At 47.9% G+C, this 25,259-nt stretch carries 22 protein-coding genes; 14 read left to right on the top strand and 8 right to left on the bottom strand.

The features are described from left to right. The first annotated feature begins 122 nt into the window (after nt 1-122). From fabF to ACFSUS_RS22130, 4 genes are all read left to right on the top strand, one after another. A complete protein-coding gene (gene fabF, locus ACFSUS_RS22145) occupies nt 123-1,373 on the top strand; it encodes a beta-ketoacyl-ACP synthase II (protein WP_381525937.1) in 1,251 nt (416 codons plus the stop codon). A 3-nt stretch (nt 1,374-1,376) separates the two neighbouring features. After that, nucleotides 1,377-2,138, top strand: coding sequence for a ribonuclease III (rnc, locus tag ACFSUS_RS22140; RefSeq protein ID WP_381525936.1), 762 nt, complete (start codon nt 1,377-1,379; stop codon nt 2,136-2,138). Between the two features lie 235 nt (nt 2,139-2,373). Beyond that, nucleotides 2,374-2,823, top strand: coding sequence for an Hsp20/alpha crystallin family protein (locus ACFSUS_RS22135; protein ID WP_381525935.1), 450 nt, complete (start codon nt 2,374-2,376; stop codon nt 2,821-2,823). Nucleotides 2,824-3,047: 224 nt separating this feature from the next. Then, entirely contained in the window at nt 3,048-4,571 is a 1,524-nt protein-coding gene (locus tag ACFSUS_RS22130) for a Do family serine endopeptidase (RefSeq protein ID WP_381525934.1), read from the top strand. Between the two features lie 103 nt (nt 4,572-4,674). Here ACFSUS_RS22130 and gmd read toward each other — a convergent pair whose 3' ends face one another. Beyond that, a complete protein-coding gene (gene gmd, locus ACFSUS_RS22125) occupies nt 4,675-5,787 on the bottom strand; it encodes a GDP-mannose 4,6-dehydratase (RefSeq protein WP_381525933.1) in 1,113 nt (370 codons plus the stop codon). Between the two features lie 80 nt (nt 5,788-5,867). Next, on the bottom strand, nt 5,868-6,464 hold the full coding sequence (locus ACFSUS_RS22120; protein WP_381525932.1) for an SPOR domain-containing protein: 597 nt from the start codon (nt 6,462-6,464) through the stop codon (nt 5,868-5,870). 121 nt (nt 6,465-6,585) lie between these two features. Between ACFSUS_RS22120 and murB the strand changes: the two genes are divergently transcribed. Then, nucleotides 6,586-7,611 (top strand): UDP-N-acetylmuramate dehydrogenase, encoded by a 1,026-nt coding sequence (gene murB, locus ACFSUS_RS22115; protein WP_381525931.1) that lies wholly within the window; start codon nt 6,586-6,588, stop codon nt 7,609-7,611. Nucleotides 7,612-7,663: 52 nt separating this feature from the next. Here the strand turns inward: murB and ACFSUS_RS22110 are convergent, their stop codons facing one another. Both ACFSUS_RS22110 and ACFSUS_RS22105 read right to left on the bottom strand, forming a co-directional pair. Beyond that, a complete protein-coding gene (locus ACFSUS_RS22110) occupies nt 7,664-8,578 on the bottom strand; it encodes an ROK family protein (RefSeq protein ID WP_381525930.1) in 915 nt (304 codons plus the stop codon). A gap of 130 nt (nt 8,579-8,708) precedes the next feature. Continuing rightward, nucleotides 8,709-9,383, bottom strand: a complete 675-nt coding sequence (locus ACFSUS_RS22105; RefSeq protein ID WP_381525929.1) for an SDR family oxidoreductase — start codon at nt 9,381-9,383, stop codon at nt 8,709-8,711. A 158-nt stretch (nt 9,384-9,541) separates the two neighbouring features. On the opposite strand from ACFSUS_RS22105, the gene ACFSUS_RS22100 reads away from it, so the two are divergent. Both ACFSUS_RS22100 and ACFSUS_RS22095 read left to right on the top strand, forming a co-directional pair. Then, the gene (locus ACFSUS_RS22100) at nt 9,542-10,273 is read left to right on the top strand and encodes an MlaE family ABC transporter permease (protein ID WP_381525928.1); all 732 of its coding nucleotides are present in this window, start codon (nt 9,542-9,544) and stop codon (nt 10,271-10,273) included. Between the two features lie 51 nt (nt 10,274-10,324). Further along, nucleotides 10,325-11,071 (top strand): ABC transporter ATP-binding protein, encoded by a 747-nt coding sequence (locus tag ACFSUS_RS22095; RefSeq protein ID WP_381525927.1) that lies wholly within the window; start codon nt 10,325-10,327, stop codon nt 11,069-11,071. A gap of 4 nt (nt 11,072-11,075) precedes the next feature. On the opposite strand, the gene ACFSUS_RS22090 is transcribed toward ACFSUS_RS22095, so the two are convergent. Together ACFSUS_RS22090 and ACFSUS_RS22085 are read right to left on the bottom strand one after the other, a co-directional pair. After that, on the bottom strand, nt 11,076-13,166 hold the full coding sequence (locus tag ACFSUS_RS22090) for a ComEA family DNA-binding protein (protein ID WP_381525926.1): 2,091 nt from the start codon (nt 13,164-13,166) through the stop codon (nt 11,076-11,078). 195 nt (nt 13,167-13,361) lie between these two features. Next, complete coding sequence (locus ACFSUS_RS22085; protein ID WP_381525925.1) at nt 13,362-14,627, bottom strand: hypothetical protein; 1,266 nt, start codon at nt 14,625-14,627, stop codon at nt 13,362-13,364. A 170-nt stretch (nt 14,628-14,797) separates the two neighbouring features. On the opposite strand from ACFSUS_RS22085, the gene ACFSUS_RS22080 reads away from it, so the two are divergent. The 5 genes from ACFSUS_RS22080 (at nt 14,798) to ACFSUS_RS22060 (ending at nt 19,776) form a co-directional block, all read left to right on the top strand. Continuing rightward, a complete protein-coding gene (locus ACFSUS_RS22080; protein WP_381525924.1) occupies nt 14,798-15,421 on the top strand; it encodes a thymidine kinase in 624 nt (207 codons plus the stop codon). A gap of 106 nt (nt 15,422-15,527) precedes the next feature. Further along, the gene (gene porZ / locus ACFSUS_RS22075) at nt 15,528-17,717 is read left to right on the top strand and encodes a type IX secretion system anionic LPS delivery protein PorZ (protein ID WP_381525923.1); all 2,190 of its coding nucleotides are present in this window, start codon (nt 15,528-15,530) and stop codon (nt 17,715-17,717) included. Nucleotides 17,718-17,803: 86 nt separating this feature from the next. Then, nucleotides 17,804-18,787, top strand: a complete 984-nt coding sequence (locus tag ACFSUS_RS22070) for a phosphotransferase (RefSeq protein ID WP_381525922.1) — start codon at nt 17,804-17,806, stop codon at nt 18,785-18,787. 27 nt (nt 18,788-18,814) lie between these two features. Next, on the top strand, nt 18,815-19,216 hold the full coding sequence (locus tag ACFSUS_RS22065) for a nucleoside hydrolase (protein WP_381525921.1): 402 nt from the start codon (nt 18,815-18,817) through the stop codon (nt 19,214-19,216). Continuing rightward, nucleotides 19,216-19,776 carry a nucleoside hydrolase gene (locus ACFSUS_RS22060; protein ID WP_381525920.1) on the top strand — a complete coding sequence of 187 codons (561 nt, stop codon included), beginning with the start codon at nt 19,216-19,218 and terminating at the stop codon, nt 19,774-19,776. Before ACFSUS_RS22065 ends, ACFSUS_RS22060 begins: the two co-directional genes overlap by 1 nt. A gap of 153 nt (nt 19,777-19,929) precedes the next feature. Here the strand turns inward: ACFSUS_RS22060 and ACFSUS_RS22055 are convergent, their stop codons facing one another. Beyond that, nucleotides 19,930-22,419, bottom strand: coding sequence for a TonB-dependent receptor domain-containing protein (locus ACFSUS_RS22055; RefSeq protein WP_381525919.1), 2,490 nt, complete (start codon nt 22,417-22,419; stop codon nt 19,930-19,932). Nucleotides 22,420-22,735: 316 nt separating this feature from the next. Here ACFSUS_RS22055 and ACFSUS_RS22050 point away from each other — a divergent pair, with 316 nt between their 5' ends. Together ACFSUS_RS22050 and ACFSUS_RS22045 are read left to right on the top strand one after the other, a co-directional pair. Continuing rightward, nucleotides 22,736-23,716 carry a pyruvate dehydrogenase complex E1 component subunit beta gene (locus tag ACFSUS_RS22050; protein ID WP_381525918.1) on the top strand — a complete coding sequence of 327 codons (981 nt, stop codon included), beginning with the start codon at nt 22,736-22,738 and terminating at the stop codon, nt 23,714-23,716. A gap of 194 nt (nt 23,717-23,910) precedes the next feature. After that, nucleotides 23,911-24,270 (top strand): hypothetical protein, encoded by a 360-nt coding sequence (locus ACFSUS_RS22045; protein WP_381525917.1) that lies wholly within the window; start codon nt 23,911-23,913, stop codon nt 24,268-24,270. A gap of 18 nt (nt 24,271-24,288) precedes the next feature. Here the strand turns inward: ACFSUS_RS22045 and nadC are convergent, their stop codons facing one another. After that, the gene (gene nadC / locus ACFSUS_RS22040) at nt 24,289-25,137 is read right to left on the bottom strand and encodes a carboxylating nicotinate-nucleotide diphosphorylase (RefSeq protein WP_381525916.1); all 849 of its coding nucleotides are present in this window, start codon (nt 25,135-25,137) and stop codon (nt 24,289-24,291) included. Nucleotides 25,138-25,259: the final 122 nt, after the last annotated feature.

The raw sequence follows: 25,259 nt of genomic DNA, 5'->3' as shown, positions 1-25,259 counted from the left end.
TAAATACCCCTGAGTAAACCGAAACCTGACATAACTGGCATAGCTCTTAATTACACCAGAAGCCAACGCCGAGAAGTAAGCTTCGGCGTTGTTTCTCTTTTTTCATCACGCAGTAAACCTGTATGACACTCAAGCGAGTAGTAGTGACCGGTCTTGGTGCATTGACGCCGATTGGTAATGATGTGTCCACTTATTGGAGCAACTTAGCCGCAGGCGTAAGCGGTGCCGGTCCCATTACAAAGTTTGACGCAAGCAAGTTTCGTACGCGCTTCGCCTGCGAAGTAAAAGGGCTAGACGTCACCCAGTACATTCCCCGGCAGGAAGCCCGCAAAATGGATACCTTCACCCATTATGCGCTCATCGCTACGGATGAAGCCATTCGGGACTCGGAAGTCAATCTTGATACAATCGACAAAAATAAAGTTGGCGTAATCTGGGGCTCCGGCATTGGCGGTCTGAAATCGTTCGAAGACGAGATGATTGACTATGCCAAAGGCGACGGCACTCCCCGCATTAATCCGTTCTTCATTGTTCGGATGATTGCCGACAGCGCATCGGGTCAGATTTCAATGCGCTATGGTTTCCGTGGCACAAACTACGTAACGGTTTCAGCCTGTGCCTCCACCAATAATGCCATCATCGACGCTTTCAATTACATCAGATTAGGGCGCATGACCATGTGCGTGGTGGGTGGCTCGGAAGCCGCCGTTACGCGGGCCGGCATCGGCGGTTTCAATGCCAACCGAGCGTTATCGGAACGTAATGATTCTCCTGAAACCGCATCCCGCCCGTACGACAAAGACCGCGACGGATTTGTGTTGGGTGAAGGAGCGGGAGCGTTGATCCTGGAAGATTTTGAGCATGCTCAGGCACGGGGTGCAAAGATTTACGCTGAATTAATCGGAGGTGGTATGTCGTCAGACGCGTACCATATTACGGCTCCTCACCCCGATGGGCTCGGGGCTTTTCTGGGCATGCAGGATGCACTCGACGATGCAGGTATCTCTCCTACCGAGATCGATTATATTAATACGCACGGCACCTCAACTCCGATCGGAGATCCCCAGGAACTGAAAGCCATTCATCAATTGTTTGGTGAGCATTCGTTCAGGATGAATATTAGCTCAACCAAATCCATGACGGGGCACTTACTCGGGGCGGCTGGAGCCGTTGAAGCCATTGCTTGTATTAAAGCGATCGAACATCAGCTGGTGCCACCGACAATTAACCACGTCACCGATGACGAAGAAATTGATCCGCGCTTTAACTTAACATTCAATACGGCTCAGGCCCGTTCGCTAACGACTGTTATGAGCAATGCGTTCGGGTTTGGGGGCCACAATGCTATTGTAATCTTTCGTAAACTTAGCTGAGCCGTGCAACTCGCTCTGCCTCGTAGTTTGTTTAACCCTCTTGACTGGTTCCGGCCTGGCAACGCTGATCCGCGTAAGAATTTGCGCCGTTCCATTGCGCATATTATCGGAGCGCGCCCGTCTAACTTAGGATTATACCAGTTAGCTTTACGGCATACTTCTGCATCCAAAGCAACGGCAATCGAAGGCTTTCGGGAATCGAACGAGCGACTCGAATATTTAGGCGACGCTGTGTTAGGAATGGTTATCGCGGAATATCTCTTCAAGAAGTATCCCTACAAAGATGAAGGCTTTCTCACCGAGATCCGTTCTCGAATTGTTAACCGGGAAACTTTAAACGGCATTGCCCGAAAGATAGGCCTCGATCAGCTCATTGAATATGATGGCAGTCGGACACGCAGCCTACCTGCTCGTACCTCTATGTACGGCGATGCTCTTGAAGCCTTAGTCGGAGCGGTTTATCTGGATAAAGGGTTTCGGTTCTCGCGCCAGTTTATTTTGAAAGACTTGCTATCGCACTATGACATTGAGTCGGTAGTGCAGAATAACGGTAACTTTAAGAGCCGCTTAATAGAGTGGGCACAACGCGAGGGCAAAGACGTGCGCTTTGAGATTGTCTCTGAAAAGGGCAATAGTCATTTTAGAGAGTTTATTGCCCAGGTTATGATGGGCGATGAGCCGTTCGCAACAGGCAGCGGCTACAGCAAAAAGAAAGCAGAACAAGCAGCCGCCGAGAAGGCTTTAGAGATTATTAGTGCGCAATAAGTTATAAGCATTTACAGCTTTTGTGCTTTATTATAAACAGAGAGTCCTTACCTATGCTGATAGAGGTAAGGACTCTCTGTTTATAATGCGACATCTTGTCATAATTATTTGTGTAAGCTATGACAAACAATGACACTGTGTCTTAATTGGGGCTCAGAAGCGGCTTGGTACAGAAATTGAAAAACAGTGCATAGAACCTGTTAACTTATTTTCTAACACAAACCAACTTACTGTTATGAACTCGTTAATTCGTTCAAACAACAACCAACTTCCGTCGCTAATTGAAAATTTCTTTGGCCGCGACATGAACGACTTTTTTAACAGCAATGCGCCTGCCATCAGTAATGTTCCAGCGGTGAACGTAGTGGAGCATCATGATGGTTTCAGAATTGAGGTAGCAGCACCAGGTTTAAAGAAAGAAGACTTTAAACTGAACCTCAACCACAACAACCTGACAATTTCCGCTTATCAGGAAACTCAGAAAGAAGAGCAGGATAAGAGCAATGAGAAGTACACTCGTCGCGAGTTTAGCTACTCATCGTTCCAACGGACATTCACATTACCCACATCAGTAGATGCCGATAACATTCAGGCCAACTACACCGATGGCGTACTGAAAATTGAGATTCCGAAGCGGGAAGAAGCTAAAGTAAAACCTCCTCGTCAGATCGAGATTGGTGGCTAAACAATCTGTTAGCTATCTTTCTTTTACGCATCAGATTACTGGAAGCCCGTATTGCATCTGCTACGGGCTTCCGGCTTAAAAAAACCACCTAACAAAGGCCTGTTAAATTTTGTTAAGGACGGACATAGACCGGATTTTTCGCAAGCTACTTTCCGTTATATTGGCAGACTTATAAGTCCCCGTTCAATACAAGAGACAGCAAATTTGATTTTTTCCATCTAACCATGAAAAGCAACTGGAAACTATTGGCGTTAATGGCACTTCTTTCAAGTGTAGTGACGCTGGCCGCTTACAACCTGCTCGGCTTCAATAAGCGGGACGTGATTTTTAACGAGTCGTCGCCAACCCCGACGATTACGGGTCGCCTGGCAGCTTTGACTGGCAATGGCCCAACGGCAGCCCCAGGAGATTTCTCTACCGCAGCTGAAGCCGTAACGCCCACCGTTGTACACATTCGCACAACAGTAACCCGAACAGTGCGCCAGCAACAAGTACCTGATATTTTCCGGGACTTCTTTGGTGATGACTTTGGTGGAAGCCAGGGGCGACCACGTCGGCAACAAGGCCAGGCTTCTGGCTCAGGAGTTATCATTAGCAAAGATGGCTACATTGTAACGAATAACCACGTTGTGCAAGATGCCGACGAGGTAGAAGTTATTATGACCGATAAGCGCAGCTTCAAAGCTAAAGTAATTGGTACGGACCCTCTGACTGACCTTGCGGTAATCAAAGTAGAGGCTAACAACTTACCTGCCATCACCCTTGGTGACTCAGACGCTTTAAAATTAGGTGAATGGGTATTGGCGGTTGGTTATCCCCTTGATCTTGAATCGACGGTAACCGCTGGTATTGTGAGCGCTAAGGGCCGGGGTATCGGTATCCTGAACCAGAATGTAAAGCAAAACGACCCTAAAGCGGATACACCAATTGAAGCGTTCATCCAAACGGATGCCGCTATCAACCCTGGTAACTCGGGCGGTGCGTTGGTAAACCTGCGTGGTGAACTAGTTGGTATTAACTCAGCTATTGCATCGGCAACTGGTTATTATAGTGGTTATGGCTTTGCTGTACCAGTATCGCTCGTGAAAAAAGTGTCAGCAGACCTTCTTAAGTATGGCAATGTACAGCGTGGTTACATCGGCATCCGGCCAATTGAGTTAAACAGCTCAGTTGCCAAGGAAAAAAACGCAAAAGTTGGCCGGGGTATCTATGTTGACGAAGTCGTTGAAAACGGTGCGGCTCAAGCAGCCGGTTTGAAGAAAGGTGACGTTATCGTGAAGATGGAAGGCCAGCCCCTTGATTCAGATGCGCAGATGCGTGAAATCATTGGTCGCCGTCGTCCGGGGGATGCCGTAACGATTACCGTAAACCGCGATGGCACCGAGCGCGACTTTAAAGTTGAGCTTCGCAATCGTAATGGCGGTCGCGACGTAATTAAGAAGTCAGACGTTACGGCCTCTAATACAGCGTTGAGTACCCTCGGTGCAGAATTTGAAGAACTTAGTGCACAAGATGCTAAACAACTGGGTGTTAGCGGTGGCGTTCGTGTAAAGAAAATTGTAGACGGTAAACTAGCCGAAACGGACGTTGAAGAAGGCTTTATTATCGTGAAAGCAAACGGTAAGAACGTCAAGACAACGAAAGACCTGCAGTCTATTATGTCATCGGTGAAAGAAGGCGAAGGCCTGATGCTGATTGGAATGTATCCTAACAGCTCGCGGATGTACTACTATGCTGTGCCTGTGTAATTCAGCATACCATACAATTGATACCAAAAAAGCCACCAGACATCTGGTGGCTTTTTTGGTATGTTATCTAATCAGCTTGTTAATATAAAAGCCAAATAGAGCTTTATTCGAAGTAATTAAGAATCTGATGGCCGCTCTTCGCAAGGAACTGATCACGACGGAAAAGCTCAATATCAGCGTTCATCATGTCTTTCACCAGCGCTGGCAGATCATATTTCGGCTTCCAGTTCAGCTTTGACATCGCTTTCGTTGGATCACCCAGCAGCAGGTCTACCTCTGTGGGACGGAAATAACGCGGATCGATGCAAACAACATCTTTGCCAACTTCTACCGGAAAATCTGGATTCGTTGAACTGACCACTCGGCCAACTTCAGAAACGCCTTCACCGCTGAATTCCAACTCAACACCGATTTCAGCAAACGACATCCGGATGAAATCCCGCACGCTGGTTGTTACACCCGTCGCAATCACAAAGTCCTCAGGGGTTTCTTGTTGTAGAATCAGGTACATAGCTTCGACATAGTCTTTAGCGTGGCCCCAGTCGCGCAATGAATCCAGGTTACCCATGTACACCTTGTCTTGCAGGCCCAGCCCGATCCGGGCTACGGCGCGAGTAATTTTACGCGTCACAAACGTTTCACCCCGCAAGGGTGATTCGTGGTTAAACAAAATACCGTTGCAGGCATACATGTTGTACGCTTCGCGATAGTTAACCGTAATCCAGTAGCCATAAAGCTTAGCAACAGCGTAAGGCGAGCGGGGATAAAACGGTGTTGTTTCCGATTGAGCATGTCCCTGCACACCACCGTACAGCTCCGACGTTGACGCCTGATAAATACGGGTTTTCTCGATTAAGCCTAGTAGGCGCACTGCTTCCAGGATACGAAGCGTTCCAATACCATCTACCTGAGCGGTATATTCGGGTTCGTCGAAACTAACCCGCACGTGCGACATGGCGCCCAGGTTGTAAATTTCGTCAGGCTGCACCTCCTGAATAATACGTATAACGTTCGTTGAATCAGACAGATCACCATAATGCAGCTTGAAGTGCACATTCTTCTCGTGCGGATCTTCATACATGTGATCAATGCGCTGCGTATTGAACAGTGAGCTTCGGCGCTTAATGCCGTGTACTTCGTATCCTTTTTCTAACAGTAATTCGGCTAAATAAGCCCCATCTTGTCCGGTTATGCCGGTAATCAACGCTTTTTTCATAGAAGGCTATACGTATAAAGGAAACGCCTTAGTTGTATTAAAACAACCAAAAGTAACTTATTACTGCCAAATTATATAACTTATTTTATTAATAGGCTTCTACGGATATCAACTTTATCGGCTTGCAACTGCGCCGACGAGATCAGCCGCCGGATAGAAGCGTAGTACCGCTCAGCATCAATGCGACGCATAAAATCGCCAACCTTAAGTCTATACGTTGGCTGGTTGTAACTTAAATACGGACTAAGCTCAGGGAAATTCTGATAGATCAACAGCTTCACGGCATCGGCGTCTTGTCGTTGATTACCTACATACACTTGAATTCGAAATCCTGGAGCATATCGAACGGTGCGATTTTTTATAGCAATAGTATCGAGTATAAGGTCAAGCTCCCGGTTAACGTGCAATGCTTCAATTGGAGGGTTTGGCTTGCGTATTTCGTTTTTACGGGTGGCTGTAGGAGCAGGTGCTGTGGCTGATGGAGCAGCAGAACGAGTTACCGGAGTTACATTCGTTAGTGGAGCATTATAAACCGGCCGAGTTGAAGACAAATCTTCATTATAGCTATTATAATCCACGGCGGATCGCCCAGAAGTAGTTGCAGCAGGTCGACTACTTGCGCAGCCCGCCAGGATAAGAGTCGCCCAAACTAAAGACCAGCCAAGTTGGAATCGCATGTTGAAGTTGAATAAGCTAACAAAAATAACCATTTTGTCTTTCTTATACAGGAAGCAAGTGGATGAACGCTCAAACCCAACGTGGATTTGGCTAAATTTGAGCATTCATTACGAACAGTACATGTTGAATCTGGAAAGCAACGTTTCGCTTAAGTCTTATAATACGTTCGGCATTAACGCAAACGCTCGATATTGGGTCGATGTCAGCCACGAAGAAGACTTAAAAACCCTTCTTCAGTTAACCGAATTTATTGATACACCGAAACTGATTCTAGGCGGTGGCAGTAATGTCCTTTTGTGCCACGACTTTGATGGATTAGTGGTTAAGATAAGCATTCAGGGGATTGATGTTATTCGAGAAGATGAAAATCATATCTACGTAAGGGCTGGAGCGGGCGTTAATTGGCACGAATTCGTTATGTTCTGCGTCACTCACAGCTACGCAGGCTTAGAAAATTTATCTTTGATTCCGGGTACCGTTGGGGCAGCACCCATGCAAAACATTGGTGCTTATGGTGTTGAACTTGAACAAGTGTTTGAATCTCTTACCGCAGTTCATATTCCAACCGGCGAACAGAAGACGTTTACGCACAGCGACTGTGCCTTTGGCTACCGCGAGAGTGCATTTAAGCGCGAGCTCAAAGGGCAGTATATCATCACTAGCGTTACGTTCCAATTAGATAAACATCCTACGTTCCATACTCGGTATGGAGCTATTCAGGAAACACTGGCTGAAATGGGGGTAACCGACGAAAACTTATCTATCAGCGCCATCAGTCAGGCGGTCATTCGTATAAGACGCAGCAAGCTACCCGATCCAGCACAGATTGGCAATGCGGGCAGTTTTTTCAAAAACCCAGAGATCGCAAAAACACAATTTGATGAGCTAAAAGCGGAATATCCGTCGTTACCGGGCTATCCCATTGGCGAAGACAAAGTGAAAGTTCCGGCGGGCTGGTTAATTGAACAGGCAGGCTGGAAAGGGTACCGCTCAGGCGATGCTGGAGTTCATACCAAACAAGCCTTGGTACTGGTTAATTATGGCAGTGCTACGGGTCCTGACATCCTGGCACTGGCTAAACGAGTACAAGAATCGGTTCTGGATAAGTTCGGTGTGATAATTACACCTGAGGTTAATGTCATTTAAGCAGAGAAAGAATGGTATCGATGTGCATCCTTTCTCTGCTTTTCCGCTTATGTTACTCAAAGCAAAGAGATGCTGCTCCCAACAAACCAGCGTCATTACCTAGGGTAGCTCGTTTAATACTCAATCCATTTTTATAGTAAGGATTAAGCCAGTAATCGAGCGTTTTGTTGACAGCAGGTAAGATGTAATCAAACGAAGCCGATAATCCTCCGCCAATTAGCACCTGCTTAATGTCCAGAATCTTGATGAGAGACGCTAAGCCTTCGGCTAAGATTTCACCTACTTCGGCCCAAATTTGCAAGGCTAGTTCGTCGCCCTCGGCCGCTGCGGCTACAAGCCCCGTTGTCGAAATACTCCCATCGCCAGGCAGGTGCGTTTCACCTTGATATTCGCTCCGGCGTTCGTTCGCTAAGTCGAGCAGTTCTTTCTTACCAATGTTCCGTTCCAGTACCCGGCCGTTCCGTGATGGAATGTGCCCTGGCTCCATTGCGTTACCATCACCACCGGTGAAAATGCGCTTGTTGATGATAGCGGCTCCGCCTACCCCCGTACCCAGGGTAATGAAGATATAGTTCTCGGTAATTTTCTCTTCTGCAAAGTAATACTCGCCCAGCGCTGCGGCATTTGCATCATTTTCCAGAAAAAACTGGATGCCGGGAAAGCGTTTCATCAGCAGCTCCACCATAGGAACCCCGTTGATTTCGGGAATGGCCGTAATTTCTAGCGGAACAGTACGCTCCCGATTCAGCATACCGGGTAAACCAATACCTACCTGCTTGACATCTTTATTAGAAAACAGCTGTAAGGCAACGGCATCGCCAAAGCGCTCGACGAAGTGTCCCGACTGTCGCCAGCTGGTTGTGTCGTGGCTATAAAAATTGGAGATTTTGCCAGTAGTGGCGTCAACGATACCCATTTTGACGTTCGTGCCGCCGACGTCGATACCCAAATACTCAACGGAAGACATGTACTTGATGTAGGATTTACGAGTTGTAATTTACTATTGGGGCGGATGAAATGAGCCGCAAGTTACAAAGCCAAAGACCAAACGACAAAGAGCGTATAATAAGCTAACGCTTCGTGACAACGTTCTTTGCTCATAAATCACCTAATTGCGGGCGGATAAGCACTTCCTCAACAACCGCACTTTTAGAAAGCGCATAGGCAGCCCAGGCACTATCCGCTACGTCCTGGGGCTTCATAAAACGCTCTTCGGGTAAGTCGGTTCCTTCCCAGCTCGCCGTAAGCGTTGCCCCCGGCAAAATAGCCGTTACTTTCACGCCATGCGGCTTAAGCTCTTCACGTAATACCCGACTCATGCCCAATAATGCAAATTTAGAGATGCAATACGATCCTCCGTTTGTATAAGCTGTGATACTCGCCGTAGAACACATCATGAAAATGTGCCCCTGCCGCCGGTCGATCATCTTGCCAACCAGACCGCGTGTCAGATGGTAGGCACTAGCAACATTAGTATTTATCAGTTGCTCGAATACACCCTCGGCTTCGTTGTGGATCTGACCCGGTTGAAAAACACCGGTGTTATTAACCAACACCTCCACAGGGCGGCCAAGGGAATGCACATACTCAAGCAACGCGTTTATGCCTGCCCGGTCAGAAAGGTCTGCCGCAAACGGCAACAAGCCAGGCCCTTCAGCGCCCTCAACCGAGCGTGCACAGATAACAACATCAAAGCCTTCGGTAACAAACCGGTCTGCAATGGCACGCCCAATGCCTTTTGTCCCGCCTGTTACAACCATTAATGGATTCATTCTGTATACGTTTTATAACTCTTGTTCCTATAAGCGCCAAGGAACGGTATGGTTTAGGAAACGGCGCAAGTTACGCCAGAAACCATTCTATCTTTGCCGGGGTTCTCCCAAATGGATACTCGTTTTGTGGGTAGCCGTTCGTCTCGCTACGCGCTTATATGTCACGATTAGGTAGTTACTTCATTTTCCTGGGTACACTCTTTCGCAATCGAGAGAAATTACGGGTTTATTTAAGTCTTATTCTGAATGAATGCACATCTATCGGTGTCGGTTCGGTTTTTATTGTGGCGCTTGTCAACTCGTTTATCGGGGCCGTTACCTGCGTTCAGACAGCCTATAACCTCACGAACCCTTTTGTTCCTAAAAGCATAATCTCCCTGATCGTACGAGATAGCTCTATTTTGGAACTAGCTCCAACACTTACCTGCATTGTGTTGGCCGGCAAGGTTGGCTCGAACATTGCCAGTGAGTTAGGCACTATGCGGATCACTGAGCAGATTGACGCTTTGGAAGTTATGGGTATCAATTCAAGCTCCTACCTGGTACTGCCAAAGGTAATTGCAGCTATGCTGATGGTTCCTTTACTAGTTATCATGGCCGCTTTTCTATCCATTCTGGGCGGCTATATTGCCGGCGTTTTGTCTGGGGTTGTTACGCAAGAAGAGTACATATCCGGTCTTCGCCTGGATTATAAACCTTTTGGCGTAACGTTTGCGCTTATCAAGACAGTGGTATTTGCCTTTCTTGTATCAACCATCTCGGCATATCAGGGCTATAATGTACAAGGGGGAGCACTCGAAGTAGGTAATGCTTCAACAGCCGCTGTTACCAACAGTTGTATCGCTATTGTAGCTGCCGATTTCATCCTAACTCAAGTATTGCTGACGTAATTGTTGAGTTACTCAGTAGCATCCTCTTAGATAATCAAATGCTCAATTCGCATGATTAGCATTAAAAATATAACTAAAACCTTCGGTGACCGTCAAGTGCTGGCGGGTATTGATGGTACATTTAAACCGGGCGAGACAAGTTTAATCATTGGCGGTAGCGGTACGGGGAAGAGCGTATTGCTAAAGTGCATGATTGGCCTTGTTAAGCCTGATTCGGGTGAAGTTCTTTACAACGGACGTAATTTTCTGACTAGTAATATAGACGATCAGAAAGCCATCCGACGCGAAATGGGCGTATTATTTCAGGGCTCGGCCTTATTCGACTCTAAAACGGTGTTGGAAAATGTGCGCTTTCCACTTGATATGCTTACGGAGCAGTCAGAAAGCGAGAAGGTAGACCGGGCGCAGGAATGTCTGCGTCGGGTAGGTCTGGAAGGAGCTACCGATCGAATGCCGTCAGAGATTAGCGGAGGCATGAAAAAACGGGTTGGCATTGCCCGGGCCATCGTACTCAATCCGAAATACCTGTTTTGCGACGAGCCCAACTCGGGTCTTGACCCGTTGACATCAATCAAAATCGACCAACTTATCAAAGAAATTACGGATGAATATCAGATTACGACGGTTGTAATCACCCACGATATGAACTCGATGATGGAGATTGGCGAGAAAATCATGTTTCTCTACAAAGGACACAAGCTCTGGGAAGGTGACAGCGGCACGCTGACTCACTCGAATGTAAAAGAGCTCAACGAATTCATCTACGCCAACAAACTGATTCGGGAAATGGAAAAGTAAACCATCAGAATCGCCAGCGCGCTTGTATTTTTACTTCTGATTTGTGGGGAGCGCTGATTTGATCGAGGTCTGATCCTACTGTTTCCTGGTTGGTTAAGTCGGTTCTGGCCCAGCGGGCCCAAATGTCTAAATGGCGGCTAACGCTATATTGTATTAACAAATAGTGTCGGACACCCCGGTTGAAATAGGCCGGAAACGAAAACGCGTAGAGCACGTCGCGCTCGTAAACGTACTGACGACTATCATAATTATCTGTGCCGAACAGGGCCACACGTCCACTCAGGCTAAATCGTCGGTAATCCAACGTAGCATCCTGCACTAGCGCAAACCCCCGCGATGTTGATTGGCCGGCGTAGCTAAATCCACCCCACTGCACTCTGGAACGCAGGGACAACCCATGTACCAACAAATATTCTGCATTGAGGGCGTAACTCCGGCGCGTAGTTCCGACCACTTCTTTTGTCTTGCTGCTGGGCAAGTTCTTTTCTTTATGTTCTTCGTGATAAAGGGCGTAGAACGCCGTTTGTCGATTAGGCGTGTAGCGAATCTGCAGCAGATAATCGAATCCACTTGATGGTTTGTCGACCAGGTACTTCAACCCGGGAAAGCGGTAATAGTCGACAAAGCCGCCTAGCGTAAGCCTTCTATAAACGGTGTACTTCAGGCCCACATAAGCACCCGTTTCGTTGATAGTTCGGCTTCCTTCGCTAAACGAATTGCCATAAAAACTATGAAAGTTTCGGTCGTAATGCCGTAGCGTAAGCGCTGCATCTATCTTTTTTGTTATACTGATCAGTGCTCCGCCTACGGCGCCAATACCGCCACTGTTTGTCTGCGAACCTGCGCTTCGGGCTAGCTCTCCGAATATATTCCAATTGTGCCAGACATAACCACCGTGTACTCCAATTAAGGTATTCTGCTTTCCAGTAAACTCGTATTCGTTATAAGGCAAATTGCGCCTGCGAAAAAACTGGTCAAATACCGTGTGAAGAACAATCAGCCCTACTTGTAGCTGCTGACGATTATGATAAAGCACGTGGCCACCAAGGTTAGTTTCGAGTAAACTAGCTTGATCATCAAGTTCAGATGGCGTACGATGCAGGCCTGACGTTTGCAGTGAGGTTGCAATTGTACCTTCTTCGCTGCCCTCAGTTGTGTTAGCATCACGCCGGAGCCGGGACGCCATCAACGTTACGTCCAGATTCAGACGGAGCCCATACGTAGCCGTGGCTCCCCGAAAGTAACCATGTTCCGTCAAGGAAGTATACGGCCGGGCACCCAGTGTGGGACGTCGAACAGTTTGTACTGTTTCGGCACTTTTCCCTAATACAAAGCCGGCCGACAACACTAGCCCCTGCCCTACCTGCAACTGATAATCACCCAGCAGGATGTTACGCCACCGACCTCTGTTTTGTATTTGTGCATGAAACGACACATAATCTGCCCCAAAACGACGCTTCGATGGTAACCAGCTTATTGTTTCGCCGGGGTCTTTCTCTATCGTCAGGCCAAGGCTAAACGCGCGGGGGCGACTAAATCGATAGCGGGCGTACCACTGACCGGAACTGCCCAAATAGCGGGTTGGTAAATTACCCTTTTTATCGGGTGTAGCTTCCGAAAAGCCTTTTTGTTCTTCTATAAGTTGCTCATAGCGTACAATAAGGTAATTGTCGGTTGGGGTAGGAAGCGCTCCTAACAAACGCGTGTTGCCCGCAACCGTTACAAAAGGAAGTAACCTTCGAATGGTAGGCACATCAAAATCTGGTACCGACTGTAGTTCATAAACGGACAACAGCTCGCCGAAATCTGTACGGTAAGTCAACAAACTACTCAGTTGCCGTTCGGTCAGTAAATACGTAGCAGCTAGCTCTTCTCGAGAAGCGGTGTTTAGGTCAAGCGGATTTGCGTATAACTGCGTTAAGGCATCGTAAACCGATTCATAGTCTATGCCTTCTGTTTGCACCGGAAAGAGATCCTGCAAATAACGGCTAATGTCGGCAGAGCGGTCTGCACCACTTGAGGGGGTATCGCTCTGGGCAAATGTAGGAAGCGCAGCGAGCCACCCGGCCACTGCTAACAGGTAAACAGTACGCAAAATCGTCTTCTTTCAAGTTACGGGAATGCCATTATCTAACCGGGGCATTCAGCTCGGTTGAAAAGAAGTTTTTACGAACGTTGATTGTCTGAACCGAGATTTGTGGGATTTAAAAGACTAATAGGGTTTTGCAGTTCGCGTCTCGAAAACAAAATATTGCTAATCCTTCAAATCATATAAATCCCGGTTCTAACGTTAAGAAAATCGGCGTTTCAGGATCTCAACCAGCTCACTGACCTCATCGCTACTCATGTCCCACAAATACTGCGAGGCATAACGATACGAAATCAGGTCGAGAGCCTGCCCATAATTATTTAATGTATCAATCTCTTCGATGGCCTGATTATACGCACTCGTATTGCCATTGAAGAGCTGGTTAATAAACCGAAACTTTTGATTTAGTGAAATACTGCGAGCAATGCTTTCGATAGGCGCCCGATGGAATGTTTCAGCAATGGTGGCTGGTTCGGCAGTAGCTGACTCACGTAATGTATCGTTTAAGGAGGGAGCAGTATCAACCAAGCCACTTGACGTATCCGTATCTGTAATGGATGGCTGACTAATAGCCCCCGTTTGCAATTGCGATGGTTGACTAACGGGCGCAACAGGTTCCGGACCAGCGCCAGCGCTTCCGTTTAGAAACATTGGTCCGCCAGAAGCCATGTCCTCTTCTGATGTAGGCTTGAGTGTAGGATCAGGTTGCGGAGGAATAGCCGGGGCCACCGCTTCCGGAGTCGCGTCTGCAGGCACTAAAGGCGCTGGCGGAATACTAGGCTCCGTTGCCGTGTCAAAAAACGATCGATTGGGTGCTGGCGGAATACTGTCCGGTACATGGCTACGTAGCAAAGCCGACACATCCATGGGGACTTTCTCGGAAAATAAGCCAACAAACTTGTCGTAGTGCTCTAATTCGTGACCGCGTTGCGTTAAGGCTTCGTCTAAATAATTCAACGCCTGGTTAACATAAACAAATGGCCGCCCATTCATCCGTTGTGCTATATGCAACGGAATGTACTGGTTAATTTTCGTGTAGCGGGTAATTTGTTTAAGAGCTTCACCAGTCAGCGTGAATTCGGGTTGGCTTCGCAAAATTTCGTCAAAGTAAGCCCGCGGGTCAAAGATCATGACGATCGTTCGCCGGACGGCATCAGCCAGCAAGGGTTCGAGGTGTTCGCGTCGAACAAAAATGTGCTGCGACACGATGTTCATGAAATTTTGTAAAGCCTCCTGCACGTCGGCATTTGAGAAGTCAAAGAAGGGGCTACGAAACTTCTCCGCGTCGGCTCGCCACTTATCAGACAAACTACTGATGACAAACAAATTAACCTGACTTATTGGCGTCAAGGATAATATTTGCTGGCCACTAATTGTAGAATGCTGCTGGTAAAAGTCGGCTGCTACCCGACGAGCATAGGACCTGCTATATTCGGTAAGAGCGTTGGCGTTAAACTTGTTCGACATCAGGAAAAGTCTTTGTTTTGTAAAGATATAGCTTTCAGCTGTAAACCTTTTTTTGGTTATAAATAAATCAAAAAAAGCGGCTTGCGGCAGAAAATCAAGCCAATGGCTGGCGGTCTCCAGCGCAGGCAACCAGCCTTTTGAACAACCGCCCAAGCGGCCCGACGACACCTATGTTTATTGAACCTACGCGACGACGCGAACCGCCCCACCTCCGCACTGGCTGGATTGAGGTTATCTGCGGCTCTATGTTCTCCGGAAAAACTGAAGAGTTGATTCGCCGACTCACTCGTGCCCGTATCGCCAGGCTTAAGGTTAGGATCTTCAAACCTGCCTTAGACACACGTTATCACGAAGAAGACATTGTTTCTCATTCTGCGCTGACGATTCACTCTACACCTGTGCAAACAGCGGGCCAAATTGTGGCGCTGGCGGGCGATTGTGATGTGGTAGGTATTGATGAAGCTCAGTTTTTTGACCAGGAAATCGTGGCAGTTTGCAACACGTTAGCTAATCAGGGGCAGCGTGTCATTATAGCCGGGCTGGACATGGATTTTGCCGGTAAACCCTTTGGTTGTATGCCCCAACTGATGAGCATCGCCGAATACGTTACCAAAGTTCACGCCATTTGTGTGGTCTGTGGCGACATTGCTCAGTATTCATATCGCCTGGTACCTTCGCAGGAGCGGGTTCTGCTCGGTGAAACAGATAGTTACGAAGCTCGCTGCCGACGCTGCTTTAACCTGGGCGATGAAGCTGGGCAGAAGGAATGGGTCTATGAAGACGAAGATGAGTAGGATGGCGAAGGGCCAGGGGCTAGGGGCTAAGGGCAAAAGGTATTGGGCTACACACAGCGCGCAAGGCGATATTTCTACCTTTCCTCTGTCCTCGACCCTTCGCCCCATGCTCCTCACCCTATGCTTACTTCTCTTTATCCTTTGCCTTAGGCCCTCTGCGCTTGCCCAACTCAACACCTGGCAATCGCACTTTAGTTATCAGTCAGGCCGGTCAGTAGCAGTGGCGGGTAATAAAGTTTATTGTGCTACGTATAATGGCTTTTTTTGCTACGACAAAGAGACGAACGAAACAACCACACTGGCCAAGCAGAACGGCCTGAGCGACATTGGCATCAGCCGTCTGCTCTACCTTGCCGATCAGAACCGTTTACTGATTGCCTATAGGTCAGGCAACATTGACTTCCTTACGTTATCAGTGGCTGGCGAACCGGGTGCTGTTAAGAATTTTAACACGATTGTTACTGCGCCAAACCTGCCCGCAGGCCGTGCTATTAATCACCTCAACCGCGTTGGCAATTTGGTCTATTTAAGTACCAGTTTTGGGTTAGTCGTGCTCGACATTACGAGAGATGAAATCCGGGACACCTACTTCACCGAGCCCGAAGTTGTTACGTACGCCACAGCCGTCGCAAATGACAGTTTATACGCCCTTACAAGTCCGACAGGCAGTAATTCAGACTATCAGTTTCGGTATCGAATCCGGGCCGTTCGGCTGGCTCCGAACGTCAACATTGCAGCTCCCACCAGTTGGCGGCCAATACCGGAGCCCGATGTGTTCATGCGCTCGTTGGTTTCTGACCGGAACCGCCTGTACGTATCCGTTGACAACAAAGGCGTTTATGAACGCCAAAATGGTAGTTGGGTGTTGACACGAGCGGTACCCAACAAAGCCGTCCGTTTGTTTCCGGCTTCGGAGGGGCTTGTAATAGCCACTGAGCAAGCCGTTACGTTGCCCAATTCAGCAACAATTGTCGGCCCATTACTCACCGATCCCTCAGAAGTACTAGTAGATGGGGATGGGGTGTGGGTCGCGGATGCTAAAAGTGGCCTGCTAGCCGGCAGGATGAGTCAGTTTGAACGAATTACTCCCGAAGGACCTACACAAGAGCGACTCAAGACTTTATTCGCTTATCCACAAACACTTGTGGCTTTACCGTCGTCGGCTTCTGACGGCCCTAACTTAGAATTTTATTCAGTACCTAATGGCCGTTGGCAGCATGTAAAGGTAGGCGCTCAGTCTACCACTTTTAATACAGCCGCGTATCTTGCCACTGATCAACATCTGTATTTAGGTGGTTCTAGTGGCTTGTGGAGTCAAGCGGATGGACAACTGCCCACGCCCGTTTCACTGCCCAGTACAATAGGACTCAACTTGAATATTACTAGTCTAGCAACCGACCAGCAGGGCAACTTGTGGATAGGAACCGGAAGTAGCAACGGCCAGCGGCCTGCTTTGTACGTTCGGCGGGCCGACGGAACAGTTGAAGGATACTTGAGCGCTAATCAGTATGGAGTTACGCAAGTGATACCTGACGACAATGGGTTCATCTGGCTGATTTCCCTTAGCAATGAACTGGTTGTCTTCGATCCGCAGACAAACCGCAGACGGTCGTTTTTCATCTCTCCGCGGTCATTGGCAACAGATAGAACGGGCGTTGTCTGGATTGGTACCGATCGTGGCCCTCTGGTATTTGATAGCCCCGCCGATGCATTCGATACGCGATTTACCCCTCAGGCCCCCTTACAAAACGGTCGTCGACTACTAAGCAGCGAAGTTATAAAAGCCATTGCCGTTGATGGCGGAAACCGCAAATGGCTGGGTACGGCAAACGGACTGTATCAGGTTTCTCCCGATGGATCACAACTGCTCAATGTGTTCACCTCGGCGAATAGCCCATTGCCAGATAACAACGTTCAACAATTGGCCATTGAGCCAACCAGTGGCCGAGTATTTATTCTGACTGGACCACAAGATTATCCGGATAAGCTGGTTTCCTACGGCGGAACGGCCACCGAACCGGCTGAAACACTCAGTAAGCTAACCATCTTCCCCAATCCGGTACGGCCAGATTTTATAGGAACAGTCGGCATCAACGGCCTAAAGGAAAACGTAACAGTGAAAATTCTCGACGCGGGCGGGCAATTAGTCTACGAAACACGATCGCAGGGAGGAACAGCTACCTGGGACCTTCGCGACTACCGGGGCCGGTCTGCACAAACGGGAGTTTACTTGGTTGTCGCCGTCACTGCCGATGGCGTAGAAGGGATCGTTGGTAAGTTAGCCGTAGTTCGTTAGGGACATTAATTGGAACCTGACAGGTTCAGATTACAATCTGCATATCTTTACGTAGCGTATACGTACCACACTAGCTTATTAAATCCATGCTTCTAGACGGTCAACAAACTAACGCTCTGCAAGATTATCTCCGCCGACGAGGCTGGCTCGATACCGAAGAAGTCGTTTCTTCGGTCGAGAAACCGGGAGAAGGCAACATGAATTATACCCTTCGTGTTACCACCCCCCTGCGGACGCTTATCATAAAGCAGTCACGCGCTTACGTAGAAAAATACCCAACCATCCCAGCCCCGGCCGATCGAGCCGTTATTGAAGGTCGTTTTTACAAGAAAGCGCAGGCCGTTCCGATGCTAGCGAACTATATGCCTCAACTACTCGGCACGGATGAAGAAAACAACATTTTAATTCTTGAAGATTTAGGAAAGTCCAGCGACTACACGTTCCTGTATCAACCTGGCCAGTTATTCGATGAAGAGGATGCTCAGACGTTAACGGCTTACCTCTCTGAGCTTCATCACCAGTTTACAACCGAAACGCCTGAACCCGCTCTTGCAAACCATCAGATGCGGGCGTTGAATTACGAGCATATTTTCAATTACCCATTCCTGGCCGAAAATGGGGTCGACTTAAACGCTGTACAACCTGGTTTGCAGGAGCTAGCTATACCTTACAAAAGCGATGCTCACTTAAGAAAAGTAGTCAATCGATTGGGGGCTCATTACCTCGCTAACGGCAAAACGCTGCTTCATGGCGACTATTACCCGGGAAGCTGGCTTAAAACGGCCACTGGCGCCAAGGTGATTGATCCCGAGTTCTGTTTTTATGGCCCGGCTGAATTTGACCTGGGTGTCATGATGGCTCACCTTCTGCTAGCTCAGCAACCATCGTCGGTGTTAGCACTGGTTAAAGCAAATTACGAACAGCCCGACGGCTTCGATGAAACGCTTCGTCAACAGTTTACGGGTGTTGAGATAATGCGTCGACTCATTGGGTTAGCCCAACTGCCGTTAAGTTTATCACTCGAACAAAAGCAGTCATTGCTCAAAGAGGCTCATGCCATGCTACAATAAATCTTACCCTTCCGCCTGCTGGTTTCCATGACTTCACCTATCCTCGCGCCCGACACGCCTAAACCCCGTCGCATATGGCTCGACACCGACATTATGATCGGTATGAACGACAAAACCCCGCGTGAAGTAGACGACGCCATCGCGCTTATTATGGCGCTCGAACACCCTGACAAAGTCGAGCTGGTAGGTATTAGTACTATTACGTACGCCGAGTACAGTTATGAAGTAGCCCAAAAGATTTTGCACTGGTATAACAAAACCGGTCGGTCAATTCCTGTATATCGTGGCTCAGATACAGCTCAAGACGTTGGTACTGAAAACGACGCAACTCGGGCTTTAGCAAATGCACTACGGAACGAGAAAATGCCAATTTTGGCCATTGGGCCCGTTACCAACGTAGCGACAGTTGTTAAAACCATTCTGAATTAGTGTCACAGATTGAAGAGGTAGTCGTTTGCGCAGGTAGAACGCCAGGCTTACCTTTCAGACCAGGGTTAGAACTGCTTTCAGTAGGCGACTACAACTTCGAAATGGACCCAGAATCGTTCCGTATTCTATTCGATGCAGGTATCAGAATGGTTCTTTCGGGCTACGAGTGCAGCATCTACACCTTTCTGGGCAAGACAGACATCGAGTTCTTGAACAACTCAACCGAGTCTGACCAATGGGTGTATACTCAGCTACGTGCCTGGCAACAGTTCAACGAAGAGCTGTTTGGCGTTGACGGTTTCGTGCCCTGGGACACAACTCCCCTGGGTTATTTGACTCATCCTAATTATTTTAAATACTATCACGACATCCCGGTTAAGATAAACATGCGGGAAAACGACGCCGAAAACACCACTGGCGACAAACCTTATTTAGAGGTTTCTTACGATTATACAGACACAAACTGGCGGGCAACGTATGCCTACAAAACGTTACCCGGCTTTGAAGAGATTGTCATTGAGGATATAAAGCGGGCGTCGATGAGAAACCGCACTGAGTGAAGACCTTTTACTTTTACATCTTTCCCTCTCCTGCTAGTGGTCAGTAAAAAGATACCAGATCTCAGTGTTGGCTAAACGTAGCCTGGATGGCCACGTCCGGGTAAGATAAAGAATATTACTCCCGGACGTGGCCGTCCAGGCTACACCTAATACCTACCGACTGCGGTCATCGTTATTAATCTTTTTGGTTTGCTTACCACCTCCACTGCTCATTTGACCGAAGCGCCATTCGAAGGTCAACCGCACGGCTCGCGTTACGTTGAGCGCATTAAATTCCGACGTAAATGACGGAGCTATCTGCCGCCCAGTTTGCCGGACTCCCCGATTAAACGGACTGTTCATGCCCAAGGTTAAGCTAGCTTTCTTGTCCCAGATCTCACGCTTAGCCGAGATTCCATACCAGTACCAGCCCGAATAATTGCCCTGTAAGTTGATCCAGCCTGAACCATAATTGCCGTTAACCTGGATGGTGTAGTTCTTAGGCAGCTTATAGCTGGTGTTCATATTGACATTCCATATCCAACCGCTATTGCGCAAATTGAGCGCTGGGCTTGTGAAGTCGACATAACGTAAATCGATGCCACCGCTCAGGTTCCAGTCTTTATTGGGCTGACCCGATCCGTTTAGGCTCAAACCGTAATTGGCCCGCTGACCAATGTTCTGGGGTTTTGTTGTTGATACGCCCTCTGCGTTTACTGTCGACAGATACTCAATCGCATTATTCGTTTGCCGCCAGTATAACGACGAATTAATGGAGACGCCTTTCTTAGTGGTAATGCTGTGCGATAATTCGGTGTTATGACTTAGCTCCGGTGATAAGAAGGGATTACCAGTGGTTAAATTTTTAGGGTCAGCCGCATTGACCCAGGGATTCAGATACCAGATCAACGGCCGTGAAATGCGTTGCGTATAGCTTACTTTAACCGTGTGCGTTTTAATCCCTTTCGACAGCGTTATGCTTGGAATAAGGTTATTATAATTACTGGTAAAGGCCGTTTGCGTCGTTACAAAATCGCCCTGAATATCGGTACGCTCCAGTCTTGCCCCGGCATTTAAACCCCATTTGCGCTTAGTATCTAACCGAAGCGATGCGTAGGTCGAATACACCTTTTGCGTATACGTAAAATCGTTCGACAGCTCCGGAGCTGGTGTGAACCCGGGCCCTCCATCGTCAGAACGCTCGACACGAAATTCGCTTCCAATATACCGTAAGATCGCCTTTGCGCCTACCTCTAACTTTAGACTAGTGGTATCTTTTCGGCCGTTAAACTTGAGGGGATGCGTATAGTCAGATTGGAAGGTAAATTCATTATTGCGACTGTAGTTGGTACTACGCTCACGATACGTAACGACTTCCGACATTGCATAGCGGTCGGTGTCATAGAAGTAGTTATCGGGCATACGGCTATATTGAGTCAGAAACGAGAACTCCTGCTCCGGCGACTCCACGCCGGACTTTCTAAAGGTCTTTGTGTAACCCAGGTCGAGCTGACCGTTACCATAGGGATTGCGAAAGCGAGTTTCGTTACGAAACGCCTGTAGTTCTTCACCGTCAGGTTTAGTCAACCGATTAATTACGGTACTGTTATTAGGAAAATTCCCCCCCCAAACGTTCGCGGCAAAGTTGATACGGCTGGTTGAGTCCGGATCATAATCAAAACTCATTTCGCCATAGCCGCCCAGGCCCGTATTGTCCATGCTGGTTCGTTGCGTCAGAATACTAGCTGGCGCGCCATCTACCAGCGCTGTTCGTGTTGACTGATTCTGTTGAATATTCCGGTATTGATATACGTTGGTCGACAGCGATAAGCCGACTTTTTTCTTTTTAAGATTCAGGCTCGTCCCTACCCCCCGGTTGAAGTTACCAACCGTTGCATTTACGGTTCCATTGGCTCCCTGCAACGCCTTCTTAGTAATAATGTTAATGACACCACCCGCTCCTTCTGCATCATATTTTGCGCCAGGACTCGTAATTACCTCTACCGATTTTATGATGTTGGCTGGCATCTGCTTTAAAGCGTCGGCCAGATTGCGAGCCATTATGGATGATGGCTTTCCATTCACCAGCACTTTAATATTGCTGTTACCCCGCATTTGCACATTTCCGTTAAAGTCAACGGTGAGCATCGGCACCTTACGTAACACATCAACGGCCGTACCACCCGCGTTAGAGATATCTTTTTCGGCGTTGTACACCAAGCGATCCCCCTTATCTTCTATTAAGGTCTTCTGGCCAACCACCTCCACTTCTTTCAAGTTTCGGCTATCCGCCGAAACCACAATCCGCCCGAGTTCAAGCTCCGGCTTTTCGGCGGAAATCACTACTTTGTCAACTACTCTGGTTCGATAACCAACAAACGAAATAGCCAGTCTGTATGATCCAACCGCAATCTTTTCCAGCATAAATGCCCCTTTGTCGTCCGTAGTAGCACCGGTAATTAATTTGCCATCGATGCTTTGAAGGGCAACTGTAGCAAAAGGAACAGGTTTAGCGGTTGCCGAATCGGCAAGGACTCCGCTGATTCGTCCCACCATGGCTGCCCCGGACCGCTCCGCTGGAGGAGTGGATTCAGAACCAGATGTAGTTTGAGCACCTACCACGAATGCATTAAGGCAAAGCATAACGTAGAGTAAAAATTTCATAGAAGGGAAGATTTAGGTTCCGAAGGCAAAACTAAGGCGAGATTTTCCGGAGAATGAGCAGTTAAGAGTATTTAACAGAAGCAGTCGCTCGTGGACAAAACGCACACTACGTAATGATGCAGGGGCTTAGGTTCGGGTTGCATTGGCTTCATATTTTATTTATGTTAAGTGAAGCGTCGGATAAGTTGCCGCCTACGAACGACCTGTCGTTTGATGAATCAGCTCATTTTACCTAATTTTGGCTGTTTTTTAGCGAATTAGGCTAATGACAAGCTGCCCTTAAGAGGGGCAATAAACGAACTTTAACGCATTCAGCATGAGAGAGATACAGTTCCGCGAAGCCCTGCGAGAGGCCATGTCGGAAGAGATGCGCCGGGACCCTAAAGTCTATTTGATGGGCGAAGAGGTCGCTGAATATAACGGTGCCTATAAAGTTAGCCAAGGTATGCTAGACGAATTTGGACCGGAGCGCGTCATCGATACCCCCATTGCCGAACTAGGTTTCGCTGGTATCGGTGTTGGTTCGGCCATGAATGGCTTACGCCCTATCATTGAGTTTATGACCTTCAATTTCTCGCTCGTCGCCATTGACCAGGTTATCAACTCAGCGGCTAAAGTGATGTCAATGTCGGGTGGGCAATACTCCTGCCCAATTGTGTTTAGAGGCCCGACTGGCAATGCCGGTATGCTGTCTTCGCAGCACTCCCAGAACTTTGAGAATTGGTTTGCCAATACCTCTGGCCTGAAAGTAGTTGTGCCCTCGAACCCTTACGACGCCAAAGGGCTCCTTAAAACTTGTATCCGCGATAATGACCCTGTTATTTTCATGGAGTCAGAGTTAATGTACGGAGATAAAGGTCAGGTTCCAGAAGAAGAGTACTTGATTCCTATTGGCCAAGCCAACCTTGTTCGCGAGGGTAATGACGTAACAATTGTGTCTTTCGGCAAAATTATGAAGGTAGCTCTGGCAGCTGCCGACGAATTAGCAAAGAATGGCATTTCTGCGGAAGTTATTGACCTTCGTTCGGTCCGGCCGATTGACTATGCAACTATCATTAACTCGGTTAAGAAAACTAACCGCTGCGTTATTGTTGAAGAAGCCTGGCCATTAGCAGCTATCTCTTCTGAGCTAACGTACAATATTCAGCGTAATGCATTTGATTACCTAGATGCACCTGTCGTTCGGGTAAACAGCATGGACTTGCCGTTACCGTACGCGCCAACCTTGATTGAGGCTATCCTTCCAAACGTGAAGCGTACCTTACAAGCTGTAGATACAGTCATGTATAAGAAATAGCACTGTATGGTACTGATTGACACAAAAAGCGTCGGCCACCGAAAGTAGCCGACGCTTTTTGTGTTATATGAAAAAAGCTCAGCCACTGGAGTGACCGAGCTTTTGTTGGCGTAGTTATTGTGTAAACGCTTGTTACTATCTTTTAGTTTATAAAATGAAAAATAGCGGTATTATTTTCCATATTTTTGTTGTGAATGAACGAGCAAGCTGATATTAGAGCAAAAGAACCTAGAATCCGGTTAAGTGGCCGGATTATATATGAAATTACGGTTCATCATGTCGGTTCATTAAACGCGCTCCGACAACGGGAACCTTCAGTTATATTTTTTTCAAACCTACGTAAAGCTGTAGACGCTATTACCGCTGAGTTAGCCCTGAACAACTGGCCTCCCCGCGTAAACTACACAGCCGTCTATCGAGGAGTGAAGCAACGAGGTTTTTACAGCTGCGATTTTGAAGTGGCCGGAACGCGCGTTTTCCGAATCAAGGTTGTTCCCCGTGTGTTGAATCCAGCACTGCCAAGACTAGGCATTGACGAGAATCCGACACCATAGCCTACTAAAAGCTCGATATCAGTATGCTTTCAGACTTAGATCAAGGCTTTTGATTTGGTGCGTCAACGCCCCCGCTGAAATATAATCAACACCTGTCTCAGCGTAGGCACGCAATGTTGATTCGTTTATACCACCTGATGCTTCGGTTACGAACTGGCCGTCAATCAGTCGAACCATATCGCGAATACCTTCTGGCTTAAAGTTGTCCAGCAGGATTATGTCTACCCGCGTCTGTTCGGCTTTTCCTATACGAAGCACTTCTTCTACTTCAGCCTGGTTACGCGTTTCAACCTCGATCCGCAACGACCGACCGGTTTCTTTCAAATAAGCGTTTGCCTGCGTAACAGCGGCTGTTATGCCTCCCGCGTAATCAATATGATTGTCCTTGATCAGGATCATGTCATACAGGCCAAAGCGGTGGTTGACCGCTCCGCCAATCTTGGTCGCCATTTTTTCACAAATGCGAAAGTTAGGCGTGGTCTTCCGGGTATCTAACAGCTTAGCTCTCGTTCCTTCCAGCAAGTTGACCAACTGGCGCGTGTAGGTGGCAATGCCGCTCATGCGTTGCATGCAGTTGAGCACTAACCGTTCTGCCGTCAAGATATTACGGGCATTCCCGCTAACAGTCAACACTATATCGCCTGGTATGATACTAGCCCCGTCTGGTAGCAGCACGTCGACAGTGAACGTCGAATCTACTACGGCAAAAATGGCTTTGGCCACATCAACGCCGGCCACGATTCCTGGTTCTTTAACTAGCAGGCGGGCGCGTTTTTGCGCATCAGCCGGAATGGTAGATAAGGATGTATGATCACCATCGCCGATGTCTTCGGCTAAGGCTAGTTGAATAAACTCGTTTAAATTCATGGGCGAAAGTTAAGCCTTTCTCACAAAATGATACGCTGGAAGCTTTTCGCTTACGTAAAATATCTATAAAAATAGTAGGCTAGAAGTACTTGCATTCTTCCAAAAATGGTACGAAATTTGTC

This window comes from Spirosoma soli (assembly GCF_042684525.1).
Classification (GTDB): Bacteria; Bacteroidota; Bacteroidia; order Cytophagales; family Spirosomataceae; genus Spirosoma; species Spirosoma soli.
The sequence above is the reverse complement of the archived record's forward strand: the minus strand, read 5'-3'. Positions and strand labels throughout refer to the sequence as shown.